The organism is Aurantivibrio plasticivorans, from assembly GCF_055392955.1.
The window spans coordinates 1925943-1943490 of the sequence record NZ_AP036020.1; the positions used below are offsets into that span (position 1 = coordinate 1925943).

The following is a 17548-nucleotide window of genomic DNA, read 5'->3' on the forward strand; positions in this document are numbered from 1 at the left end:
GAAGAATGAGTCCCTAATGGTAGGGGCTTATTTTCATGGAAGTGTTGGGAATGGCAACAAAAGGGTTAAAGTCCTGGGTCAAACGATTGAGTCAGGTGGAGTTACCTGTATTAGCGGGTGTCGTTAAGGAGCTCAATGAGCTGACTGGTAGCGATGATGTGGATGTTAATCAGCTATCAGAGGTCATTCTGAGGGATGCAAATCTAACGTCTCAGGTGCTTCGTATCGCGAACAGTGCGCACTATAACCCTTCTAGCTTTCCAATTAATACTGTCAGTCGCGCGGTCGTGCTTATCGGCTTTACTGGCGTTCGCGCTATTTGTATTTCTTCAATGGTGATCGACTCTTTATTGGGTAATGAACCACGTGAACGATTATTGGAAAGTATGGCTAAAGCGTTTCATGCGGCGGTGCAATCTAGAAGTTTAATTCGCCGCACTAACGATGAAGTGAAAGAAGAAGTGTTTATTGCTGCACTGCTATATCACCTGGGTGATATGTCATTCTGGGCTTGCGCTGGAGAATCGGCCGACGAGCTTGATGCGGCGTTACAAAAAGAGGGTATGTCCGTTCGCGATGCAATGACAGAAGTATTAGGGACTTCGTTCAAAGCGATAACGCGAGAACTAGCCAATATTTGGAAGTTGGGCGATACCTTACGCGAAGCGTTAGATCCGCCCAAAACGTTGCCGCCTCGCGTTGTTGCTGTGCTTATGGGCGAAGAAATTAGCCGCAATGCAATTAAGGGGTGGGATTCTCAGGAAATGGGCGAAACTCTTTACAAAGTTGCTCGTTTTACCGGTCTTGATTTTTCCCAAGCAAAATCAATGGTTAAAGAGGCGGCTGATGAAGCGGCGAGTGTGGCGTTAACTTATGGCGCCTCACGGGTATGTCACCTCATTCCGGGCAGCAAACAAATTGAGCAGGCTGCGCCAGAGGAAGATCTACGGATACTCAAATCAGACCCGCAAGTGCAGCTCAGTATTTTGAGGGAAATGTCGAATGCAATTTCTGAAAACCTCGACGTTAACACTGTGCTGCAAATGGCATTAGAGGGGTTGCATCGGGGTATTGGTTTGGAGCGTGTGATCGTCTCATTTATCCAAAAAAATACGATGTTTGCGCGCTACATTCTTGGTGAAGGTACTGAAGATTGGCGAGAAAGATTTAATTTCACTATAGGCCCGCACGACGACAACATATTTACCTATTCGATAAAGGAACGTGAACCGGTTTGGATCACTGCACCATTTATCGAAAGACATAAGCATCTTTTATCCCCCGATATTGTTGCACTGCTTGGGAAAACGCCGTGCTTTATATCTGTTATTTCGATTAAGGGTAGGGATGTAGCGTTATTTTATGCAGACAGAAGTGACTTTGGTGGTAGCTTGAACGATCAACAATTTGAAAGCTTTCGGCACTTTGTGCTGCAAACGCAATCGAGTTTAGAGTTGATCGCCAACAAAAAAAACTAATAATAAGCTACACGTCTGTGGTTAGTAAGCTCGTGTTAGGTCGACCCACAACGTTAGATTTTGGCCAGGGTGAATATACTTGTTTTTAGAGAGCGAGTTCCAACTGGCGATGTCATTGACGCTGACTTTAAATTTACTTGCGATACGAGAGAGAGAGTCTCCATTGCGCACACGATAAGCCACTTTTCTGACGAGTGGTGATTTAGTGTTGTTTGTTTTGGCCACAAAGGTAGTCGAGTTTGTTTTTGCGTTCGACCATATAACCAATTCCTGTCCTATGCGCAGAGGGTCTCTCGGCGCCATACCGTTCCATTTGGCGAGCGAACGCACATTGACTTTATGTGCTTGCGCTATTTCCCATAGGCTGTCGCCTGCTTTAACACGATAATTTACTTTGGATGTTCCAGGCTTACCGGAAGATTTTTCCTGGGTACGTGCGAGGCGCTCTTTTTCACTGTAAGCGTAGTGGTCCGATGATTCCGTAGCCATTGGGATTAGCAGGCGTTGTCCTTCGCGGATCAAATTACCTTTCAGATTATTCACTTGCTGAATCACCGCCGGAGTAGTTTTAAATTTCTTGGCAATACGCAATAGCGAATCGCCACTAACGACGCGGTAATTTTCCCATCCAAGGCGTTCCTCCGGTGGGTATTGCAGTAAGTTGTTTCGAAATAGGTCGGCGCTATCAACTGGCACGAGCAGCTTATGTGGTCCACCTGGATCAGTTGCCCATTGGTTGTAGGCCGGATTGAGGTAGTACAGAGCATTCATCTCGATACCCGCCAACTCTGCCGCTTTAGCTAAATCAATTTGAGAGTCGACATTAACAATCTCGTAAAAAGGTTTGTCTTCGACAGGGTGAAGCGTGATCTGATAAGCGTCGGGGTCCATGACAATTTCGCTAAGCGCCAATAACTGGGGCACATAGGCTTTGGTCTCTCGCGGTAATCTAAGGGACCAGAAATCGGTGGGCTTGCCTGCTCGGCGATTGCGGCGAATGGCTTTTTGAACGTTACCCTCACCGGTATTGTATGCCGCTAAGGCCAGTAGCCAATCGCCGTTAAAGCGCTTGTGAAGGTCCGTGAGATAATCGAGAGCGGCATTGGTGGAGGCCTCGATGTCCCGGCGGCCGTCATACCAGTAATTTTTATCTAAGCCATAGCGGCGACCGGTGGCGGGAATAAACTGCCACATACCCGAGGCGCGGCCATGAGAGTAGGCAAACGGGTCAAATGCGCTTTCTACAATGGGCAGCAGAGCCAGTTCATAGGGCATGCCACGAGCTTCAAGTTTCTCTACTATGCCGAAAAGGTAGCGGTTGCCTCGCTCAGTGACCCTCGCCATGTAGTTGGGGTGTTTTGCGTACCAGTTGCGGTGGTTATCGATGCGCGGGTTAGGGGTGTACTGGAGCTGATAACCTGCCTGTAGTCGGCTCCAGAGGTCAGCATGTTTTGCACCCGCGTACTGCTCAAGCTGTACTGGGTCTAGCAGGCAGTCTGGATCTGCTAAGAAAGATATTTCTTTACTAAGCGGTTCAACGTTAGTAGAGGCTAACCCCTGACCCTCAGTGACAGATCTTTCCGCCGAAAATTGTTGTAATTGGCTGCAACCGCAGAGGAGAGCAAATGTGGTAAATACTGCTAAAAATCGCATGGTAAGGGACTACTAACCTTTGTTGCTTTTGTCGTGTGAATCAATATTGTCAGGATTGTAGGTGCCTGAATAATGCCGGTCAATCATAGCTGTCTAGGCAGCTATGACCATTCAAAAGTTCCAGATTGCTGCACTGCTTGCCGTTTAATTGCAATTTTGTGACACCTTCTAAAGTGTAGTTGCCTACCGGTTAGAAGTTGTCTTTCCACGCTCTCACGGCTGCAAAAACACTCTCGCGATCATTTAACGTTTCACCGGCATGCGATGATGCTTGTTCCGCAACGCTGGATTGGTCACTGCGTAGAAATGGGTTGGTGGCACGTTCTAGCGCGATGGTGGTGGGTACGGTGGGTATGTTCTTATCACGTTTAGCCTTCTCGGTTTGTAAACGCTCTGCGAGAGGCGCATTGTCGGGCTCAACTGCTTGGGCAAAGGTGAGGTTCGCCATTGTGTATTCATGGGCACAATACACCTGGGTATTGTCAGGAAGCTGCGCCAATTTATCGAGCGATGTAAGCATTTGTGCAGGGGTGCCTTCAAACAAGCGTCCACATCCGCCGGCAAATAAGGTGTCGCCAGAAAATAGTACAGGGGTGTGTTGGCCATTCCCTCCGTAAAAATAAGCCAAGTGGTCTAGGGTATGGCCCGGAACGCTGTATACCTCAAAAGTGGCGCCGGCGATTTCTATTGTGTCTCCGTCTCCAACTGGCTGAGTCACTGCCGGTACACTGCCGCCAGCCGGGCCATAAACAGGGACATCAAAGGTTTCTAGTAATAAAGGAATGCCGCCGGTATGGTCCGGGTGGTGATGAGTCACAATGATACCGCTAAGGGTCAGTTGATGTTTCTCCAGCGCCTCAAGAATGGCATTACCATCACCCGGGTCGACGACATAAGCACGTTGGTCTGGAGTAGTGATCAACCATAGATAGTTATCGTTAAAAGCGGGTACGGGAATAACGTCAAACATTCGGGTGTCCTTTATGTTGTCGCTCGGGGCGTCGATCTAGCAATTATAATCGATGTGATTGTCGTTCTAGATGAGAAGCTGGATAATGGCGGCTTAATGTAACAAATGTCTGCCAAAAGTCGACCGTCTAGCACTCGATTGCGCCAAGGATTCAAACGACGAGTTAACATTCAAAGTTGTTCCCGGTTTTTGCCAAAGGAAAGTTCGTGAGATCGCTTATAAATCACTCAATACAATGGGCTCGGCAACGTCTCGGTATGAAACCTCTGGCGCAGTCAGTACCGGAACTCGAACAGTGGTTGTCGGGGGCCTTGGGTCGGGCGATCTTGGCTGAAGAACAACAGCAGATTGATTCGGCATTAAGTAATCTATATGGCTTCCATTTGTTACAAATGTCTATTTCAAGCCAGATTGATTTATCCAACGCGTCTACAATTCAGCATCGCTTTTCGTTAAACCCGGTAGCGTCGCGTGTTTCACATGGCGGGAGTAGAGGCAGTCAAACTCAGGCTGGCGGTGGATTGTCTCGCGGGCTTGCTGAGGTTGAAAAAATTCCGCTAGACCGAGAAAGTGTTGACGTCGTGTTGATGCATCACGTGTTAGAGTTCACCGAAAACCCTCATCAGCTATTGCGGGAAACAGCCCGTATCGTGATTCCTAAGGGATACGTTGTCATCGTGGGGTTCAATCCGTTTAGCTGGTTCGGTGTGTTTAAGCCTTTTGCGAGAATTTTTTCTAGAAGCACTCACTGGCGACACCACTCCTTACGCTTGGGGCGTGTGATTGATTGGCTAAGGTTGCTTGACTTTGAGCCACTATCAATCGATAGAGGTTTTTGCCGTTGGCCGATAGATCATTCGAAATTTATTGAGAAAACACAATGGGCTGAGACGTTAGCGAGAAAGATGCGGTTGCCCATAGGTGGATTTTACGTTGTTGTTGCTCGAAAAGATGTGGTTGGAATGACACCGATAAAACCTAGCTGGAAAAAAATAAACCCCATTGAAACACTGGTAGGAGTGAGACCGACTACGCGAGTACGGGAAAGCTCAACCGTTAAAAAGCAAAAACAATTACACTAATTTGCCACACATAAGCGAGTATTTTTTGAAGACAGTTGATATTTTTACAGACGGCGCGTGCAAAGGTAATCCTGGGCCGGGCGGTTGGGGAGCTTTGCTGCGATTTAACGGCACTGAAAAGCGTCTTTATGGTGGAGAAAAAAATACCACCAATAACCGTATGGAGTTGCAGGCAGCAATTGAAGCACTCGCCGCTCTAAAAGAACCTTGTTCGGTTAATTTAACCACCGATTCCCAGTATGTTCGCCAAGGCGTGACAGAATGGATTCATAACTGGAAGAAAAACGGTTGGCGTACCGCCAGCAAAAAACCGGTGAAAAATAGTGATTTATGGCAATCCTTAGACAAGGAAAGTCAGCGTCACCAAATAGAATGGCACTGGGTAAAAGGACACAGTGGTCACGCAGAGAATGAAATTGCGGATGAGCTGGCAAACCTAGGTGTAATCGAAGCTGTCAAATAAGAACACTAAAAACGATCAAACTCTGGAAAAACAATGCGACAAATAGTTCTTGATACAGAAACCACCGGCTTAGAACCGAAAGATGGTCATCGAATCATTGAAATTGGTTGTGTGGAAATTATCGACCGAAAATTAACAGGAAATCATTATCACCAATACATTCGTCCTGATCGCGAAATTGACGAAGCGGCGGTTGAAGTGCATGGTATTACAACAGAATTTTTGGCCGATAAACCGTTATTTCAAGAGATCGCAGCAGAGTTTATGGAGTTTGTTCGCGGCGCGGAGTTGGTGATACACAATGCACCGTTTGACGTCGGGTTTATTGATCATGAGTTCTCGATGTTATCGCCAAAGTTAGCGCCAATCGCCGAGTCTTGCTCAATTCTAGATTCGTTAGTATTAGCGCGGACTAAACATCCGGGACAAAAAAATAATTTGGATGCGCTATGTAAGCGCTACGATGTTGATAACTCGCAACGGGATCTCCACGGGGCACTTCTCGATGCTGAGATTCTCGCAGACGTCTATTTAATGATGACTGGCGGCCAGACTGCTTTAAGTCTTGGCTCGGGCGATAGTCAAGGAGGGCAATCGCAAGCGTCTGCAATAAAACGGCTACCGACAACACGAAAACCGCTACCCGTCATTGCAGCCTCTGAAGAAGAATTACTGGCTCATGAGGACAAACTAAACAGTATCGAAAGCAGTGCAGGAAAAGTATTGTGGCGAACAGCGGACTGAACCGATGTAAAATTAAGGTATAACAAAAAGGCGGTGTTCTCTCAGCACCGCCTTTTTAGGCTTTGTATGCTAATAATTGAGTGGGCTAGCACAATAGCCGCAAACGATTACTCAACAACCGTTGCTTGCGCAGCCTCTGGGGTAGGGCGCAGTACCGAATGGAGTACTCTGTCGTATTCGAAATATACGACAAAATCTTCGTAAACCCAGGAAGAAATGGGCGGGTTACCAACCGCCGGAGTCCAACTTTGTGGTAGGCCGTATTGCGCTTCAACGTCAGATTGTTTCATACCGGTTTGTGGTCGTTTGACACCTTGGCGAGCTTGACCCTGCTGTCCCACAGGTACCTCAATCACTTCGGCATAAGTTGGCCCAGCTAATAGGCCGGCACAGGTAAGAGCCATGGCTGCACAAAAAGTCACTTGTGATTTAACGCTTCGCATATTCATCGTATTCACCCTAATTACATTGTCGGCAATGTTATGCCGACTTTTCTTGTTTCGCTTTGCGTTGCGATTCCATAATTTGTTTTGCGAGTATCGCTTGTTGACTCGATCCAAGCCTGTGGAATTTGGCTGCAATGTGATATTGATCAGATTTTTCTTGTGCGCAACGAGCAACCTGAGCAAAGGTTACCACGCCCGCGTAGTTAGGTAAAAAGACTAATCGCATGGCGATGAAGCTGTCTTTGTAGAGAGGCGTTTTTGATAGGAAGGCGATACCGGCTTCGCTGATATTGATGCGACTGGCAATTTCTTGCTTAGGTGTACTCTGAGCAATGAAGTGTCGGCCTAATAGGTCGATTTTACGATTGAGGATTTTAAGGTAGCTGGCGACTTCCTCATTCATTTTGGCCAAATGCTGGCTTTGTTTCGCTAGCTGTTGGTCGAGACCATTAAACTCTGCAATGAGTGCAAGTGGCAAGGTGTTCTCAAACTGTGACTCTGCGCTATCACGTTGCGCTGAAAACGATTCTACTGGCTTGTAGTCCAGCAGCACTTCTTTATTCACCCGGAAAAAACTGCGTCTTTCCTCAGCCACGCGGAATACCTCACATTTAGGGATTAGATAAGTGATTTGGTTAAATGTTGCACAAAATTGGCGGCCCTCGCAAAAATTAGACGCCGACTATCCTAGTCAGTATAGTCGCAGACCAATTATTCGCTGACTCAGCTGGAGTAGTCGTCATGCGCACATCGGTGCCGCTGCTAATCGGTTTACGTTACACGCGCGCAAAGCGACGAAATCAATACATTTCCTTTGTATCGGGGTTCTCGCTACTCGGTATGGCTTTGGGCGTCATGGCCTTGATTATTGTCTTGTCGATCATGAATGGGCTCGACAGAGAAATGAAACAACGGATTCTACGCGTCGTTCCCCACGGGTTTATCACTGGAGAGCGTCCCATCGCTGATTGGCAAACACTTGCGGAAAGTGTCAAGCAGCATCCGCAAGTATTGGGTGCTGCCCCTTACGTCGGTGGTGCCGGCTTACTCAGCCAGGATAACCGTAGCGAGTGGTCAGAGATCCAGGGAGTCTCTCCTGAGTTTGAATCGGCTGTCTCACTCATTGAAGACAATATGATTATCGGTAGTCTAGAAGATTTGCGTCAAGGGCAGTGGGGTATCGTGTTAGGCAGAACCCTGGCGCGGTTTTTGGGTGTGTCTGGCGTCGGTGATTATGTCACGCTAACAACACCGCAGTTTACCTCAACTATGTTAGGGCCGAGCCCAAGAACCAAGCGATTTCGAGTCGTCGGTGTTTTCGAGGTCGGCGCCCAGGTGGACAATGGCTTGGCGTTGATAAATGTCGATGATGCTAGGCGGCTGTACCGTGTCGGCAATGGTGTGCAGGGGCTGCGAGTGAAGGTAACCGATATCTACCAAGCTGGGGCTGTCATGTCGGAGCTTAGGTCTCAACTTCAGTCACAACGACCAGGCAAATTCGAAGTAACCGATTGGAGCGCTACGCAAGGTAGTCTCTTTCAAGCGGTCAAGATGGAAAAAATTATGGTGATGGTCATGCTGATGATCATTATTGCCATTGCCGCGTTTAATATTGTGACAAGTTTGGTGTTAATGGTTGCCGATAAACGTGGCGATATTGCGGTTCTGCGAACTCTCGGAATGACATCGCGGCAAGTCATGGCCGTATTTGTTGTTCAAGGGAGTGCCACGGGGTTTATCGGTATTGTCATTGGCACAACTCTGGGGTTGTTAGGAGCCTACTTTCTCTCAGACATTATTTCAGCAGCGGAGTCACTTGCGGGAACGAGCGTCTTCGATGCCACTGTGTACTACATTCCAACCTTACCATCACAAATTAAATGGCAGGACATAGTGACCGTATCGAGTGTCGCACTGTTATTAAGTGTCCTCGCAACACTGTACCCGTCTTACCGAGCGGCGAATATCGAACCTGCCGAAGCGCTTCGGTACGAATAACACGAGCATTAGAACTATTGAGCAATGACATGAGCCAGCCAACGACTGTATTAGCCTGCCAAAATTTATCTAAGATCTACGATCAGGGCGATCTGCGGGTTGAGGTGCTGAAAAATATTGAATTTAACGTTGTGGCAGGCGAAATGGTCGCCGTTGTTGGGTCATCAGGTTCGGGTAAGTCAACATTACTTAATTTATTGGGAGGCTTGGATACGCCTACAAGCGGCACCGTTTTGCTTGGTGAGCAAGATATCTATCAATTGAATGACAATGCTCGTGGACGGCTGCGTAATAGCAATATGGGCTTTGTTTATCAGTTTCATCATTTGTTAGCCGAGTTCGATGCTTTGGAAAACGTCTGTATGCCATTGTGGATTGGTGAAATGGATAAAACCATGGCCGAAGAAAAAGCCAGAGCTATGTTAGATAAGGTTGGCTTAGCACAGCGTATTAAACATAAACCTGCGGAATTATCTGGTGGTGAACGTCAACGGGTAGCCATTGCGCGTGCATTGGTAACAGAGCCAAAAGTTGTTTTGATGGATGAGCCAACAGGCAATCTTGATAAACACTCCGCACGTGGAATTCATGACCTCATGGCTAGCTTAAATGCGTCTCTCGCGACGAGCTTCGTAGTTGTCACCCATGACGAGCAATTCGCGCAGCAACTATCACGCGTTGTTGTATTAGAAGATGGCCAGCTGAAAGAGTCCCAACTCGCATGAATTTAAGCGTCTTTATCGGTCTTCGCTATACCGGCGCGCAGCGCAATAATCAGTTGGTGTCGTTTATATCGGGGATATCCATTGTGGGTATTGTCGTTAGCGTTGCACTGTTAGTTGTGGTGCTTTCTGTGATGAACGGATTCGACAAGGAACTGCGTGAACGTATTCTTTCCGTGTTGCCGCAAGGGGCTATCTATCACTCTACAGGCGTTGAGGATTGGCAAGCGTTGCGTTCACACTTGAATAGTCAACGCGGTATTGCCGATAGCGCGCCATTCGTGCAACTAGCGGGAATGTTAAGTTATAAACGCGAGGTAGGTTCTGTCTTACTTTACGGCATAGATCCAAAGTATCAGACGAAAGTGTCATCGCTAGGCCAATACCTCGAAAAACCGATGGATGAATTACTCCAAGATAAATCCATTTTGTTAGGTGTAGAGCTGGCAAACAAACTTGGACTCGAAGAGGGTAAGCATGTGCGCGTTATCATCCCTCAAAGTGAGTCGATGAGTGCAACACCGATTATTGAACGTTTTACAATTAGTGGTCTAATCCGCACGGGTACTGAAGCCGATCAGCATTTTGCCTTAATTAATTTGTCCGCAGCCCAGGCGCTAGCGAAGTCAAATGGGCGTGTTACTGGCATGTGGCTGAAAGTAGATAATCTCTTTGAAGCGCCTTACACCGTTTACAATGCGGTCCGAAGTTTACCCAGAGGATATTCGAGCACTGATTGGACTCGCTCTCAAGGCAATCTATACCAAGCAATTCAGATGTCCAAAAAAATGGTGGGTTTGTTGCTATTTTTGATTATTGGAATCGCGGCTTTTAATGTTGTGTCCACGTTAGTTATGGTGACAGTGGATAAGCAAAGTGACATTGCAATATTAAGAACCTTGGGTGCAACCAGTGGCCGTATCATGCGGATATTTATGGTACAGGGGACACTAATTGGCGTTATAGGCACTGCGGTTGGTTTGGGGTTGGGAATATTGCTAGCGTCGTTTGTTCAGGAGTTTGTTGCCTGGCTTGAACAATTAATAGGCTTTCAATTTTTGCAGTCAGATGTCTATCCGATCAGTTTTGTACCGGAGGAAATTCGGTTGCTAGACCTATTGGCTATCGGTTCGACGTCGCTAGCTTTGAGTTTTCTCGCCACGCTGTACCCTGCATGGCGAGCTAGCCGTATAAAACCTGCCGAAGCATTACGCTACGAGGTTTAACGATTATTTTGCCGTGCTCGGCGGCGCTTCTCCCAGTTTCGCATTACCGTCCAGTACCAAAAAGCCTGCATGCAAAGGTAGCCTAGCGCGCCAAAGAGGATGCCGCACATTAATGAACCGGTTAATAGCGGCTTCCATATTTGTAAAAACTCGTTGTTAAACCACGTCCAGGTTAATTCAATCGAAAAGTCCACCTCGGGTTTATCTAGCACCCACCGGCCAATTTCATACGTGGCATAAAATATCGGCGGTATTGTAATTGGGTTGCTAATCCACACTAGCAGAACCGCGATTGGTAAATTGCACCGAAAGATCAAAGCCAACATGGCGGCGACGGGTGTTTGGCCAAAAAACGGTAAGAACGCTGAGAATATACCAACAAAAACAGCCACTGAGACGGAGTGTCGGTTAAGGTGAAATAAGTTGGGGTCGTGAAGCAAGACACCTAGAAAACGCAATCCTGGCCGCTCTTTAAAAGTAGCCGCGTCAGGAATCCAGCGTTTAATAAATTTACGAGCCATGGAGTAGAAATTGTCACTGCCTGTTTCGAGGGGCGCCATTATGCCTGCAATGGCACAAAGAGGGTAGGGCTTTGACTGACGCGTCCCGCCTATCGGTAATTGGAGTATGTTCCTCATCCCTTGAGATACAGGTTGAGCTATTAGACGGGGAGGACTAGTTCATATAATAATAGTCGCTTCGTGCACTCATGTGACCCAAGGATAGGAGATCATGTTTATTCTCATTGGCTGTGTCGGCGTTATGCTGGCCAGCGTGCTTCCTACTATTGCTTTCCCATTGTGGTGGTTAGTGTTACCACTGCTGCTAACGATTTGGCATCGCTATACACGTTGGTTTTCATGCCTTTTAGTCGGCCTTGTTGTCGGCGTGTTGTTAGGGGATCGGCTGATTTCTAATCAGTTGCCTGAACGACTCGAAGGCGAAGAAGTTGTCATAACCGGCTACATCAGTGACTTACCTCAAGACAGAGGCCGCTATCAACGTTTTGTGTTTGAGTTACAACCTTCAGAGCAAGAGCCTACAAAACAACAATCCACAGTACAGCAGCACGGAGAACTACGACTCCCTAGTAAGTTGTTGCTTAATTGGTACGGCGCTCCACCTTTAGCGGTAGGTCAAGAATGGAGGCTGGTGGTTAAACTGCGGCGACCTCGTGGATCGATAAATGATGGTGGCTTCGATTATCAGCGTTGGTTGTTAAGTGCGGGTTTTGGGGCCACAGGCTACGTTCGAGACAATGATCTGAATAGTCTGCTCGGACCTCCTAACGGGTACCGGGTGTCGCGGGCCCGCGAACACGTAAGAGCCTGGTTATCGGCGATTCCCGATGTTGAGCACTCATCATTGTTGATTGCACTCGCCGTAGGGGATAGTTCTGTCATCGATCCGGCGCAGTGGGGTTTGTTAAGAGATACAGGGACGAGCCATTTAATGGCAATCTCAGGATTACATGTTGGATTACTCGCCTTGTTCGGTTTTGCTGCCGGTAAACTGATACGTCGCTTTGGCTGTTGGCTTCCTATGCACAGTGGACGATGGTTGTGTCAGTTGCCTAATTGTCTGTCAGTGTTATTCGCTGGAAGTTACGCGATGTTGGCCGGGTTTTCTTTGCCGACGCAACGCGCACTCGTGATGATTATCGTGCTAAATGTCGCGCTAATACTGAATCGTCGAGTTGGTGTCTTCAGACCTTTATTGGTGGCATTGCCCGTGATTTTGGTGATTGACCCATTGGCTGCCTACGACCTCGGGTTTTGGCTGTCGTTCGGTGCCGTTTTAGTCTTGCTTTACGGATTTAGTGGACGCTCAGCTATCAATGCGTTGCCAGGAACCCGCGATTCGCTTCCCGTTGGCGATAATACCCCCAAGGTTACCGAGCGGTTCTCGGCGCTATCGGGCATGCTAAGCCTAGCGCGCGCTCAGGGGCTTCTGCTTGTTGGCTTAATGGTGCCTTTGACGCTATTAAACCAGGCCATTACCTTTCTCGCTCCCATCGCCAATATTGTTGCGGTTCCGGTCGTTTCGCTATTGGTGGTTGGACCTTTGCTGTTAGGCATAGCACTACATTTCCTTTTGCCGGACTTCGCAACGAGTTTAGCGGTGTGGCCAATTAAATTGGCCGATGGTGCCTTAGATCTTGCCCTACATTGGATGACGTTCACGCAAGAGCTTACCGCTCACGCCCCTATGTTGGATGCTCTGGCACTCAAATCCCCGTCCTGGATAGCGATAATAGTGGCGGTTATAGGCGTTTTTTGGCTGCTGGCGCCCAGAGGCGTGCCTCATCGATGGCTTGGATTAATACTGTTGATGCCTATGTTTTATCCGCCGCCAACGCATCGATCACCCTTAGCCGTGCATGTCATGGATGTGGGGCAGGGGCTAGCGGTTATCGTTCAGGTTAAAAATCATACGTTGTTGTTCGATACAGGGCCGAAGAGTAGCGAGCGTTTTAATGCGGGGGAGGCGATTGTTCTGCCTTTTTTACGTAAACAGGGTATTGGTTCTATCGATACTTTAATCGTCAGTCACGGCGACAATGATCACGCTGGTGGCGCGCCATCATTGTGGAATGCATTGCCCATTGGCGAAATCATCGTTGGGGAGTCACTGTCTGCGGCTGATCCGTCCACTGCCCCGGTCACAAGCTGCGATTCCAGCCGATATTGGCGATGGCAGGATGTAGACTTCTATTTAATAGAGCCACCTCGCGGTGTTGCAAAAGATACAGAAAGTAATGACCAAAGCTGTATTTTGGCAATTTCCTACCGCGGGCAGCGTATTATCATTCCCGGTGACATCAGTAGCCGGGTTGAACGAAGTGTATTGGGGCAGCCAAGCTTCGCCGGTCCTGTCACGCTGCTCATAGCCGCACATCATGGCAGTATCACGTCGTCCTCGAGACGATTTGTCGAACAGCTATCGCCTGATCACGTTGTTTACAGTGCAGGCTACAGAAATCGGTATAACCACCCACACCCCAAAGTGGTTGAGCGGTTCACTCGCGTGGGTAGTGCACAATGGCATACTGGGTATACTGGTCAGCTAAGCTTCATTTGGGACGATAGCGGTAGGCTGGCGGTACGCGCACGCCGTGAAGATGCGAAACGTTATTGGTTTTTGTCATCTCGATAACGGAGCAGTGCTGGCAAGTGCTTGATTTATGATAAAGTATTGCCCGCTTTAGCAAGACCGCTAAAAATAAGAATTGTTGTAGGAGAAGCCAGTGTTAGAAATTATCATGGCCGGCGGTTGGTTGATGATACCGATCATTCTTTGTTCTCTCGCTGTTGTAGCGATTAGCCTTGAACGATACCTTACCTTGAATCCTTCGCGGATAGCACCGCGCCACTTACTAGCTCAAGTATGGGGGTGGATAAAAAACAATCAGCTCGATGGTAATAAAATTAAAGAACTAAAAAATACCTCCGAGCTAGGTAAAATTCTCGCCGCGGGGTTGAGTAACTCGCGCAGTGGGCGCGAAGTCATGAAAGACAGTATCGAAGAAGCGGCCAATCAAGTGATTCATGATATGGAGCGTTATCTTGGGGCGATGGGGACGATAGCCGCAGTAACGCCGCTACTCGGTTTGCTTGGTACTGTTGTCGGCATGATCGATGTTTTTAACGAAATTATGTTGCAAGGAACAGGTAATGCAGGTGTGTTGGCGGGCGGCATCAGTCAAGCGCTTATTACTACCGCAGCAGGTTTGTGCGTTGCAATTCCAGCGATGATCTTACACCGTTTTTTCCAGCGCCGCGTCGATAGCTTAGTGGTGGTCATGGAGCAAGAAGCCGTTAAATTGGTCGATGCGCTTCACAGCGATCGCCGTGTTGATGTAAAAGCCAAATAACAACGAGAGATACCGTTTTGCATTTTCGTCGCCAGGTTCGAACCGAAGAGGGTATCAATTTAACGCCGCTGATTGATGTGGTGTTTTTATTGTTAATCTTCTTCATGGTGTCGACTACATTTACAAAAGAAACGCATTTAGAAATCGACTTGCCGGAAGCAACAGGGCAACCTGTTGCGGAAGAAAAAAGTCAAATTGAAATTATCATTAATAGCGAGGGCGGTTTTGCCGTCAACGGCCAGAGCTTAATCAATAAGAAGCTTTTGACGCTTCGAAGCGCGATTGAAAAGGTCTCTGAAGGGGATAACCAAATCCCCATTATTATTACCGCTGATGCCAACACACCGCATCAAGCCGTCGTAACCGCTATGGATGCAGCGGGGCAATTAGGCTTTGCGAAGCTAAGTATTACTACGCGAAATCCTGCACAAGATGATGACGCGTAATCAATGTCAGAAGGCCCACTACAGTCTTCCTCAGTAGGCCTTCTACCATTTCTTCAAATTGCAATCGAGTTAATGCGTGTCTAGCAGCCAAGAAACATTTGCCAATACACTTTGGTATGGAAAATATCGCTGGCTTGGCTGGTTGCTATCCCCGTTATCACTCGTCTTTTGGTTCTTATCTGGGTTACGTCGACGGCGTCAGCAAGCAAAACAGGTTGCTAGCCCGTTTCCGGTTCCCGTCATTGTTATTGGCAATATTTCTGTTGGGGGTGTAGGGAAAACACCACTCATTATTTCATTGTGCCAGCAACTTAAAGAAAAGGGCATCAATGTTGGGGTGGTAAGCCGCGGTCATGGCGGTCATTCCCACCGATACCCTTTGCGCGTTAGTACAACCGACAACGCCAGCGAAACCGGAGATGAGCCTCTACTGATCGCCCAACTAACAGCTTGTCCCGTGGTGGTCGACCAAGACAGAACCGCTGCGGTAGATCTTTTAGTGTCTCAATTCGATGTTGATATTGTATTGAGCGACGATGGTATGCAGCACTATCGTTTATGGCGAGATAAAGAGATTGCGGTTATTGATGGTCGTCGAGGTTTTGGCAACGGGCTTGTGTTGCCTGGCGGGCCATTACGGGAAACGTCATCGCGGCTCGCGTCTGTCGATGCAGTCGTTGTGAATGGTGAGCCAGCTTCTGACGTGCTAAAACATCTAGCAAGTTATACCAATCGCGTGATGCTTTCACGTGTACAACCCATTCAATGGCGAAAACTAGAATGCCCTCATGGGCAAAATACGCTCAAGCAAATCGCTGTAACGCTCGATGATAACCCGCTTCAAGGTCGTGTTCTGGCCTTTGCCGGTATTGGTAATCCAGGGCGCTTTTATTCTACCTTGCGACGGATTGGTTTGAGTGTAGATGAAAAAAGTTTTGCCGATCATTACCATTATTGCGCTAGTGACATTTTGACAATGGCAGAATTGGGTTTGCCTTTGGTAACCACGGCAAAAGACGCTGTAAAGCTAGCACCTATATTAGAAAGCACTCAGGAGTTAATCGGTTTGCCGATTTGGGTGTTGGATGTCGGTATGAAGGTGCCCGATAATTTACTCGATGTTATCGTTGGTAATGTTGAAAAAGACGAGCAAAAGTCGAATTATAAATAGTTAACTTGGTCCTAAATATGCCAAATGAATTTATTGTCGTTATTCCTGCGCGTTACGCTTCCTCGCGGCTTCCAGGTAAAATCATTGCACCGATTGCAGGCAAGCCGATGGTTCAGCACGTATTTGAGCGCGCCGCGAAAAGTGAAGCAAGTCGTGTCGTTGTTGCGGCAGACGATCAAAAAATTGTCGATGCGTTATCAGAATATGATACTGATGTTGTGATGACATCGGCAGATCATCAATCGGGTACTGACCGCTTGCAAGAAGTCGCAGCACAATTAAGTTTGAGTGATGATGCCATTATTGTGAATGTGCAAGGTGATGAGCCGCTAATCCCGCCAGCGGTCATCAACCAAGTAGCGACTAATCTAGCTCAAGATCAAAGCGCCGAAGCCGCAACACTTTGCGAAGCGATCACCGCTGCTGAAGATTTTGTTAATCCAAACGTAGTGAAGGTTGTTTTCGGTGAAAATGGGCATGCGCATTATTTTAGCCGTTCACCTATCCCTTACCCTCGTGATGATATGGCGAACCTTACTAGTCCTGCATGTTTGCCAGCGAGATGTTTTCGGCATATTGGTATTTATGGCTACCGAGTAAAGTTGTTAAATGATTTTGTCTCTTGGCCAATGGCATCACTAGAGAGTATTGAAAAATTGGAGCAATTACGAATATTGCATAACGGCGGCGCTATTCACGTCGATGTCGCTTGTCAGCCAGTACCTGGCGGTGTTGATACGCAACCGGACTTGGAGCGTGTACGCCAGCGTTTTGAAGGTGACTCAGTTGGTTAAGGTACTATTTGTTTGTTTAGGTAATATCTGTCGTTCGCCAACGGCACATGGCGTGTTCCGCCATAAAGTCCAACAGGCCAACTTGCAGCATAGGATTGCAGTGGATTCAGCAGGTACCGGCGATTGGCATGTTGGTCATGAGCCTGACGGACGCGCTATCGCTGCGGCGAGCCGCCGCTCTTATGATCTAACGGATCTTCGTGCGCGGCAGGTTATACGTGAAGACTTTGATAGCTATGACTATGTATTAGCGATGGACAACAGCAATCTGTCACATCTATGCCAACTACGACCTAGCCATTACAGTGGACATTTGAGTTTGTTCTTAGATTTTTCTGAAGGACAAAGCCATCGTGAAGTACCCGATCCTTACTACGGAGGAGAGCAGGGTTTCGAGTTGGTGTTGGATCTCATAGAAAATGCGTCGGACAATTTAATTCGACACATACAAAAGAACCACCAATAGACAGCTCGTGAGTAT

18 protein-coding genes are annotated in these 17548 nt (G+C 47.7%); 13 read left to right on the forward strand and 5 right to left on the reverse strand.

Annotation, left to right across the window (positions count from 1 at the left end):
* Nucleotides 1-35: 35 nt before the first annotated feature.
* Nucleotides 36-1478, forward strand: a complete 1443-nt coding sequence (locus ACZ5NB_RS08535; protein WP_460232731.1) for an HDOD domain-containing protein — start codon at nucleotides 36-38, stop codon at nucleotides 1476-1478.
* Between the two features lie 21 nt (nucleotides 1479-1499).
* Here the strand turns inward: ACZ5NB_RS08535 and ACZ5NB_RS08540 are convergent, their stop codons facing one another.
* Nucleotides 1500-3131: a LysM peptidoglycan-binding domain-containing protein gene (locus tag ACZ5NB_RS08540; protein WP_460232733.1), complete on the reverse strand. Its 1632-nt coding sequence runs from the start codon at nucleotides 3129-3131 to the stop codon at nucleotides 1500-1502.
* Between the two features lie 190 nt (nucleotides 3132-3321).
* On the reverse strand, nucleotides 3322-4101 hold the full coding sequence (gene gloB / locus ACZ5NB_RS08545; protein WP_460232735.1) for a hydroxyacylglutathione hydrolase: 780 nt from the start codon (nucleotides 4099-4101) through the stop codon (nucleotides 3322-3324).
* Nucleotides 4102-4307: 206 nt separating this feature from the next.
* On the opposite strand from gloB, the gene ACZ5NB_RS08550 reads away from it, so the two are divergent.
* From ACZ5NB_RS08550 to dnaQ, 3 genes are read left to right on the forward strand one after another with little or no spacing between them, the layout of a single operon-like run.
* Nucleotides 4308-5183 (forward strand): class I SAM-dependent methyltransferase, encoded by an 876-nt coding sequence (locus ACZ5NB_RS08550; RefSeq protein ID WP_460232737.1) that lies wholly within the window; start codon nucleotides 4308-4310, stop codon nucleotides 5181-5183.
* A gap of 25 nt (nucleotides 5184-5208) precedes the next feature.
* Nucleotides 5209-5646: a ribonuclease HI gene (rnhA, locus tag ACZ5NB_RS08555; protein WP_460232739.1), complete on the forward strand. Its 438-nt coding sequence runs from the start codon at nucleotides 5209-5211 to the stop codon at nucleotides 5644-5646.
* Nucleotides 5647-5679: 33 nt separating this feature from the next.
* On the forward strand, nucleotides 5680-6390 hold the full coding sequence (gene dnaQ, locus ACZ5NB_RS08560; protein WP_464107906.1) for a DNA polymerase III subunit epsilon: 711 nt from the start codon (nucleotides 5680-5682) through the stop codon (nucleotides 6388-6390).
* Nucleotides 6391-6497: 107 nt separating this feature from the next.
* Here dnaQ and ACZ5NB_RS08565 read toward each other — a convergent pair whose 3' ends face one another.
* Both ACZ5NB_RS08565 and ACZ5NB_RS08570 read right to left on the reverse strand, forming a co-directional pair.
* Entirely contained in the window at nucleotides 6498-6839 is a 342-nt protein-coding gene (locus ACZ5NB_RS08565; RefSeq protein WP_460232743.1) for a hypothetical protein, read from the reverse strand.
* Nucleotides 6840-6870: 31 nt separating this feature from the next.
* The gene (locus ACZ5NB_RS08570; protein WP_460232745.1) at nucleotides 6871-7431 is read right to left on the reverse strand and encodes a PilZ domain-containing protein; all 561 of its coding nucleotides are present in this window, start codon (nucleotides 7429-7431) and stop codon (nucleotides 6871-6873) included.
* A gap of 146 nt (nucleotides 7432-7577) precedes the next feature.
* Here ACZ5NB_RS08570 and ACZ5NB_RS08575 point away from each other — a divergent pair, with 146 nt between their 5' ends.
* The 3 genes from ACZ5NB_RS08575 to ACZ5NB_RS08585 are packed head-to-tail and all read left to right on the forward strand — an operon-like array spanning nucleotide 7578 to nucleotide 10782.
* The gene (locus ACZ5NB_RS08575; RefSeq protein ID WP_460232747.1) at nucleotides 7578-8834 is read left to right on the forward strand and encodes a lipoprotein-releasing ABC transporter permease subunit; all 1257 of its coding nucleotides are present in this window, start codon (nucleotides 7578-7580) and stop codon (nucleotides 8832-8834) included.
* A gap of 29 nt (nucleotides 8835-8863) precedes the next feature.
* Nucleotides 8864-9559 (forward strand): lipoprotein-releasing ABC transporter ATP-binding protein LolD, encoded by a 696-nt coding sequence (gene lolD, locus ACZ5NB_RS08580; RefSeq protein ID WP_460232749.1) that lies wholly within the window; start codon nucleotides 8864-8866, stop codon nucleotides 9557-9559.
* Entirely contained in the window at nucleotides 9556-10782 is a 1227-nt protein-coding gene (locus ACZ5NB_RS08585) for a lipoprotein-releasing ABC transporter permease subunit (protein ID WP_460232750.1), read from the forward strand. The genes lolD and ACZ5NB_RS08585 overlap by 4 nt, the downstream gene beginning before the upstream one ends.
* Here ACZ5NB_RS08585 and ACZ5NB_RS08590 read toward each other — a convergent pair.
* Nucleotides 10779-11342, reverse strand: coding sequence for a DUF2062 domain-containing protein (locus ACZ5NB_RS08590; protein ID WP_460232751.1), 564 nt, complete (start codon nucleotides 11340-11342; stop codon nucleotides 10779-10781). The genes ACZ5NB_RS08585 and ACZ5NB_RS08590 overlap by 4 nt on opposite strands.
* 172 nt (nucleotides 11343-11514) lie before the next feature.
* Here ACZ5NB_RS08590 and ACZ5NB_RS08595 point away from each other — a divergent pair, with 172 nt between their 5' ends.
* The 6 genes from ACZ5NB_RS08595 to ACZ5NB_RS08620 all read left to right on the forward strand — a co-directional run bounded on the left by ACZ5NB_RS08595 (nucleotide 11515) and on the right by ACZ5NB_RS08620 (nucleotide 17533).
* Nucleotides 11515-13938, forward strand: coding sequence for a DNA internalization-related competence protein ComEC/Rec2 (locus ACZ5NB_RS08595; RefSeq protein WP_460232752.1), 2424 nt, complete (start codon nucleotides 11515-11517; stop codon nucleotides 13936-13938).
* 91 nt (nucleotides 13939-14029) lie between these two features.
* The gene (locus tag ACZ5NB_RS08600) at nucleotides 14030-14656 is read left to right on the forward strand and encodes a MotA/TolQ/ExbB proton channel family protein (protein WP_460232753.1); all 627 of its coding nucleotides are present in this window, start codon (nucleotides 14030-14032) and stop codon (nucleotides 14654-14656) included.
* Between the two features lie 17 nt (nucleotides 14657-14673).
* A complete protein-coding gene (locus ACZ5NB_RS08605; protein ID WP_460232755.1) occupies nucleotides 14674-15102 on the forward strand; it encodes an ExbD/TolR family protein in 429 nt (142 codons plus the stop codon).
* A 76-nt stretch (nucleotides 15103-15178) separates the two neighbouring features.
* Complete coding sequence (lpxK, locus tag ACZ5NB_RS08610) at nucleotides 15179-16273, forward strand: tetraacyldisaccharide 4'-kinase (protein WP_464107907.1); 1095 nt, start codon at nucleotides 15179-15181, stop codon at nucleotides 16271-16273.
* 17 nt (nucleotides 16274-16290) lie between these two features.
* Entirely contained in the window at nucleotides 16291-17067 is a 777-nt protein-coding gene (gene kdsB / locus ACZ5NB_RS08615; protein WP_460232758.1) for a 3-deoxy-manno-octulosonate cytidylyltransferase, read from the forward strand.
* Entirely contained in the window at nucleotides 17060-17533 is a 474-nt protein-coding gene (locus ACZ5NB_RS08620; protein WP_460232759.1) for a low molecular weight protein-tyrosine-phosphatase, read from the forward strand. Before kdsB ends, ACZ5NB_RS08620 begins: the two co-directional genes overlap by 8 nt.
* Nucleotides 17534-17548: the final 15 nt, after the last annotated feature.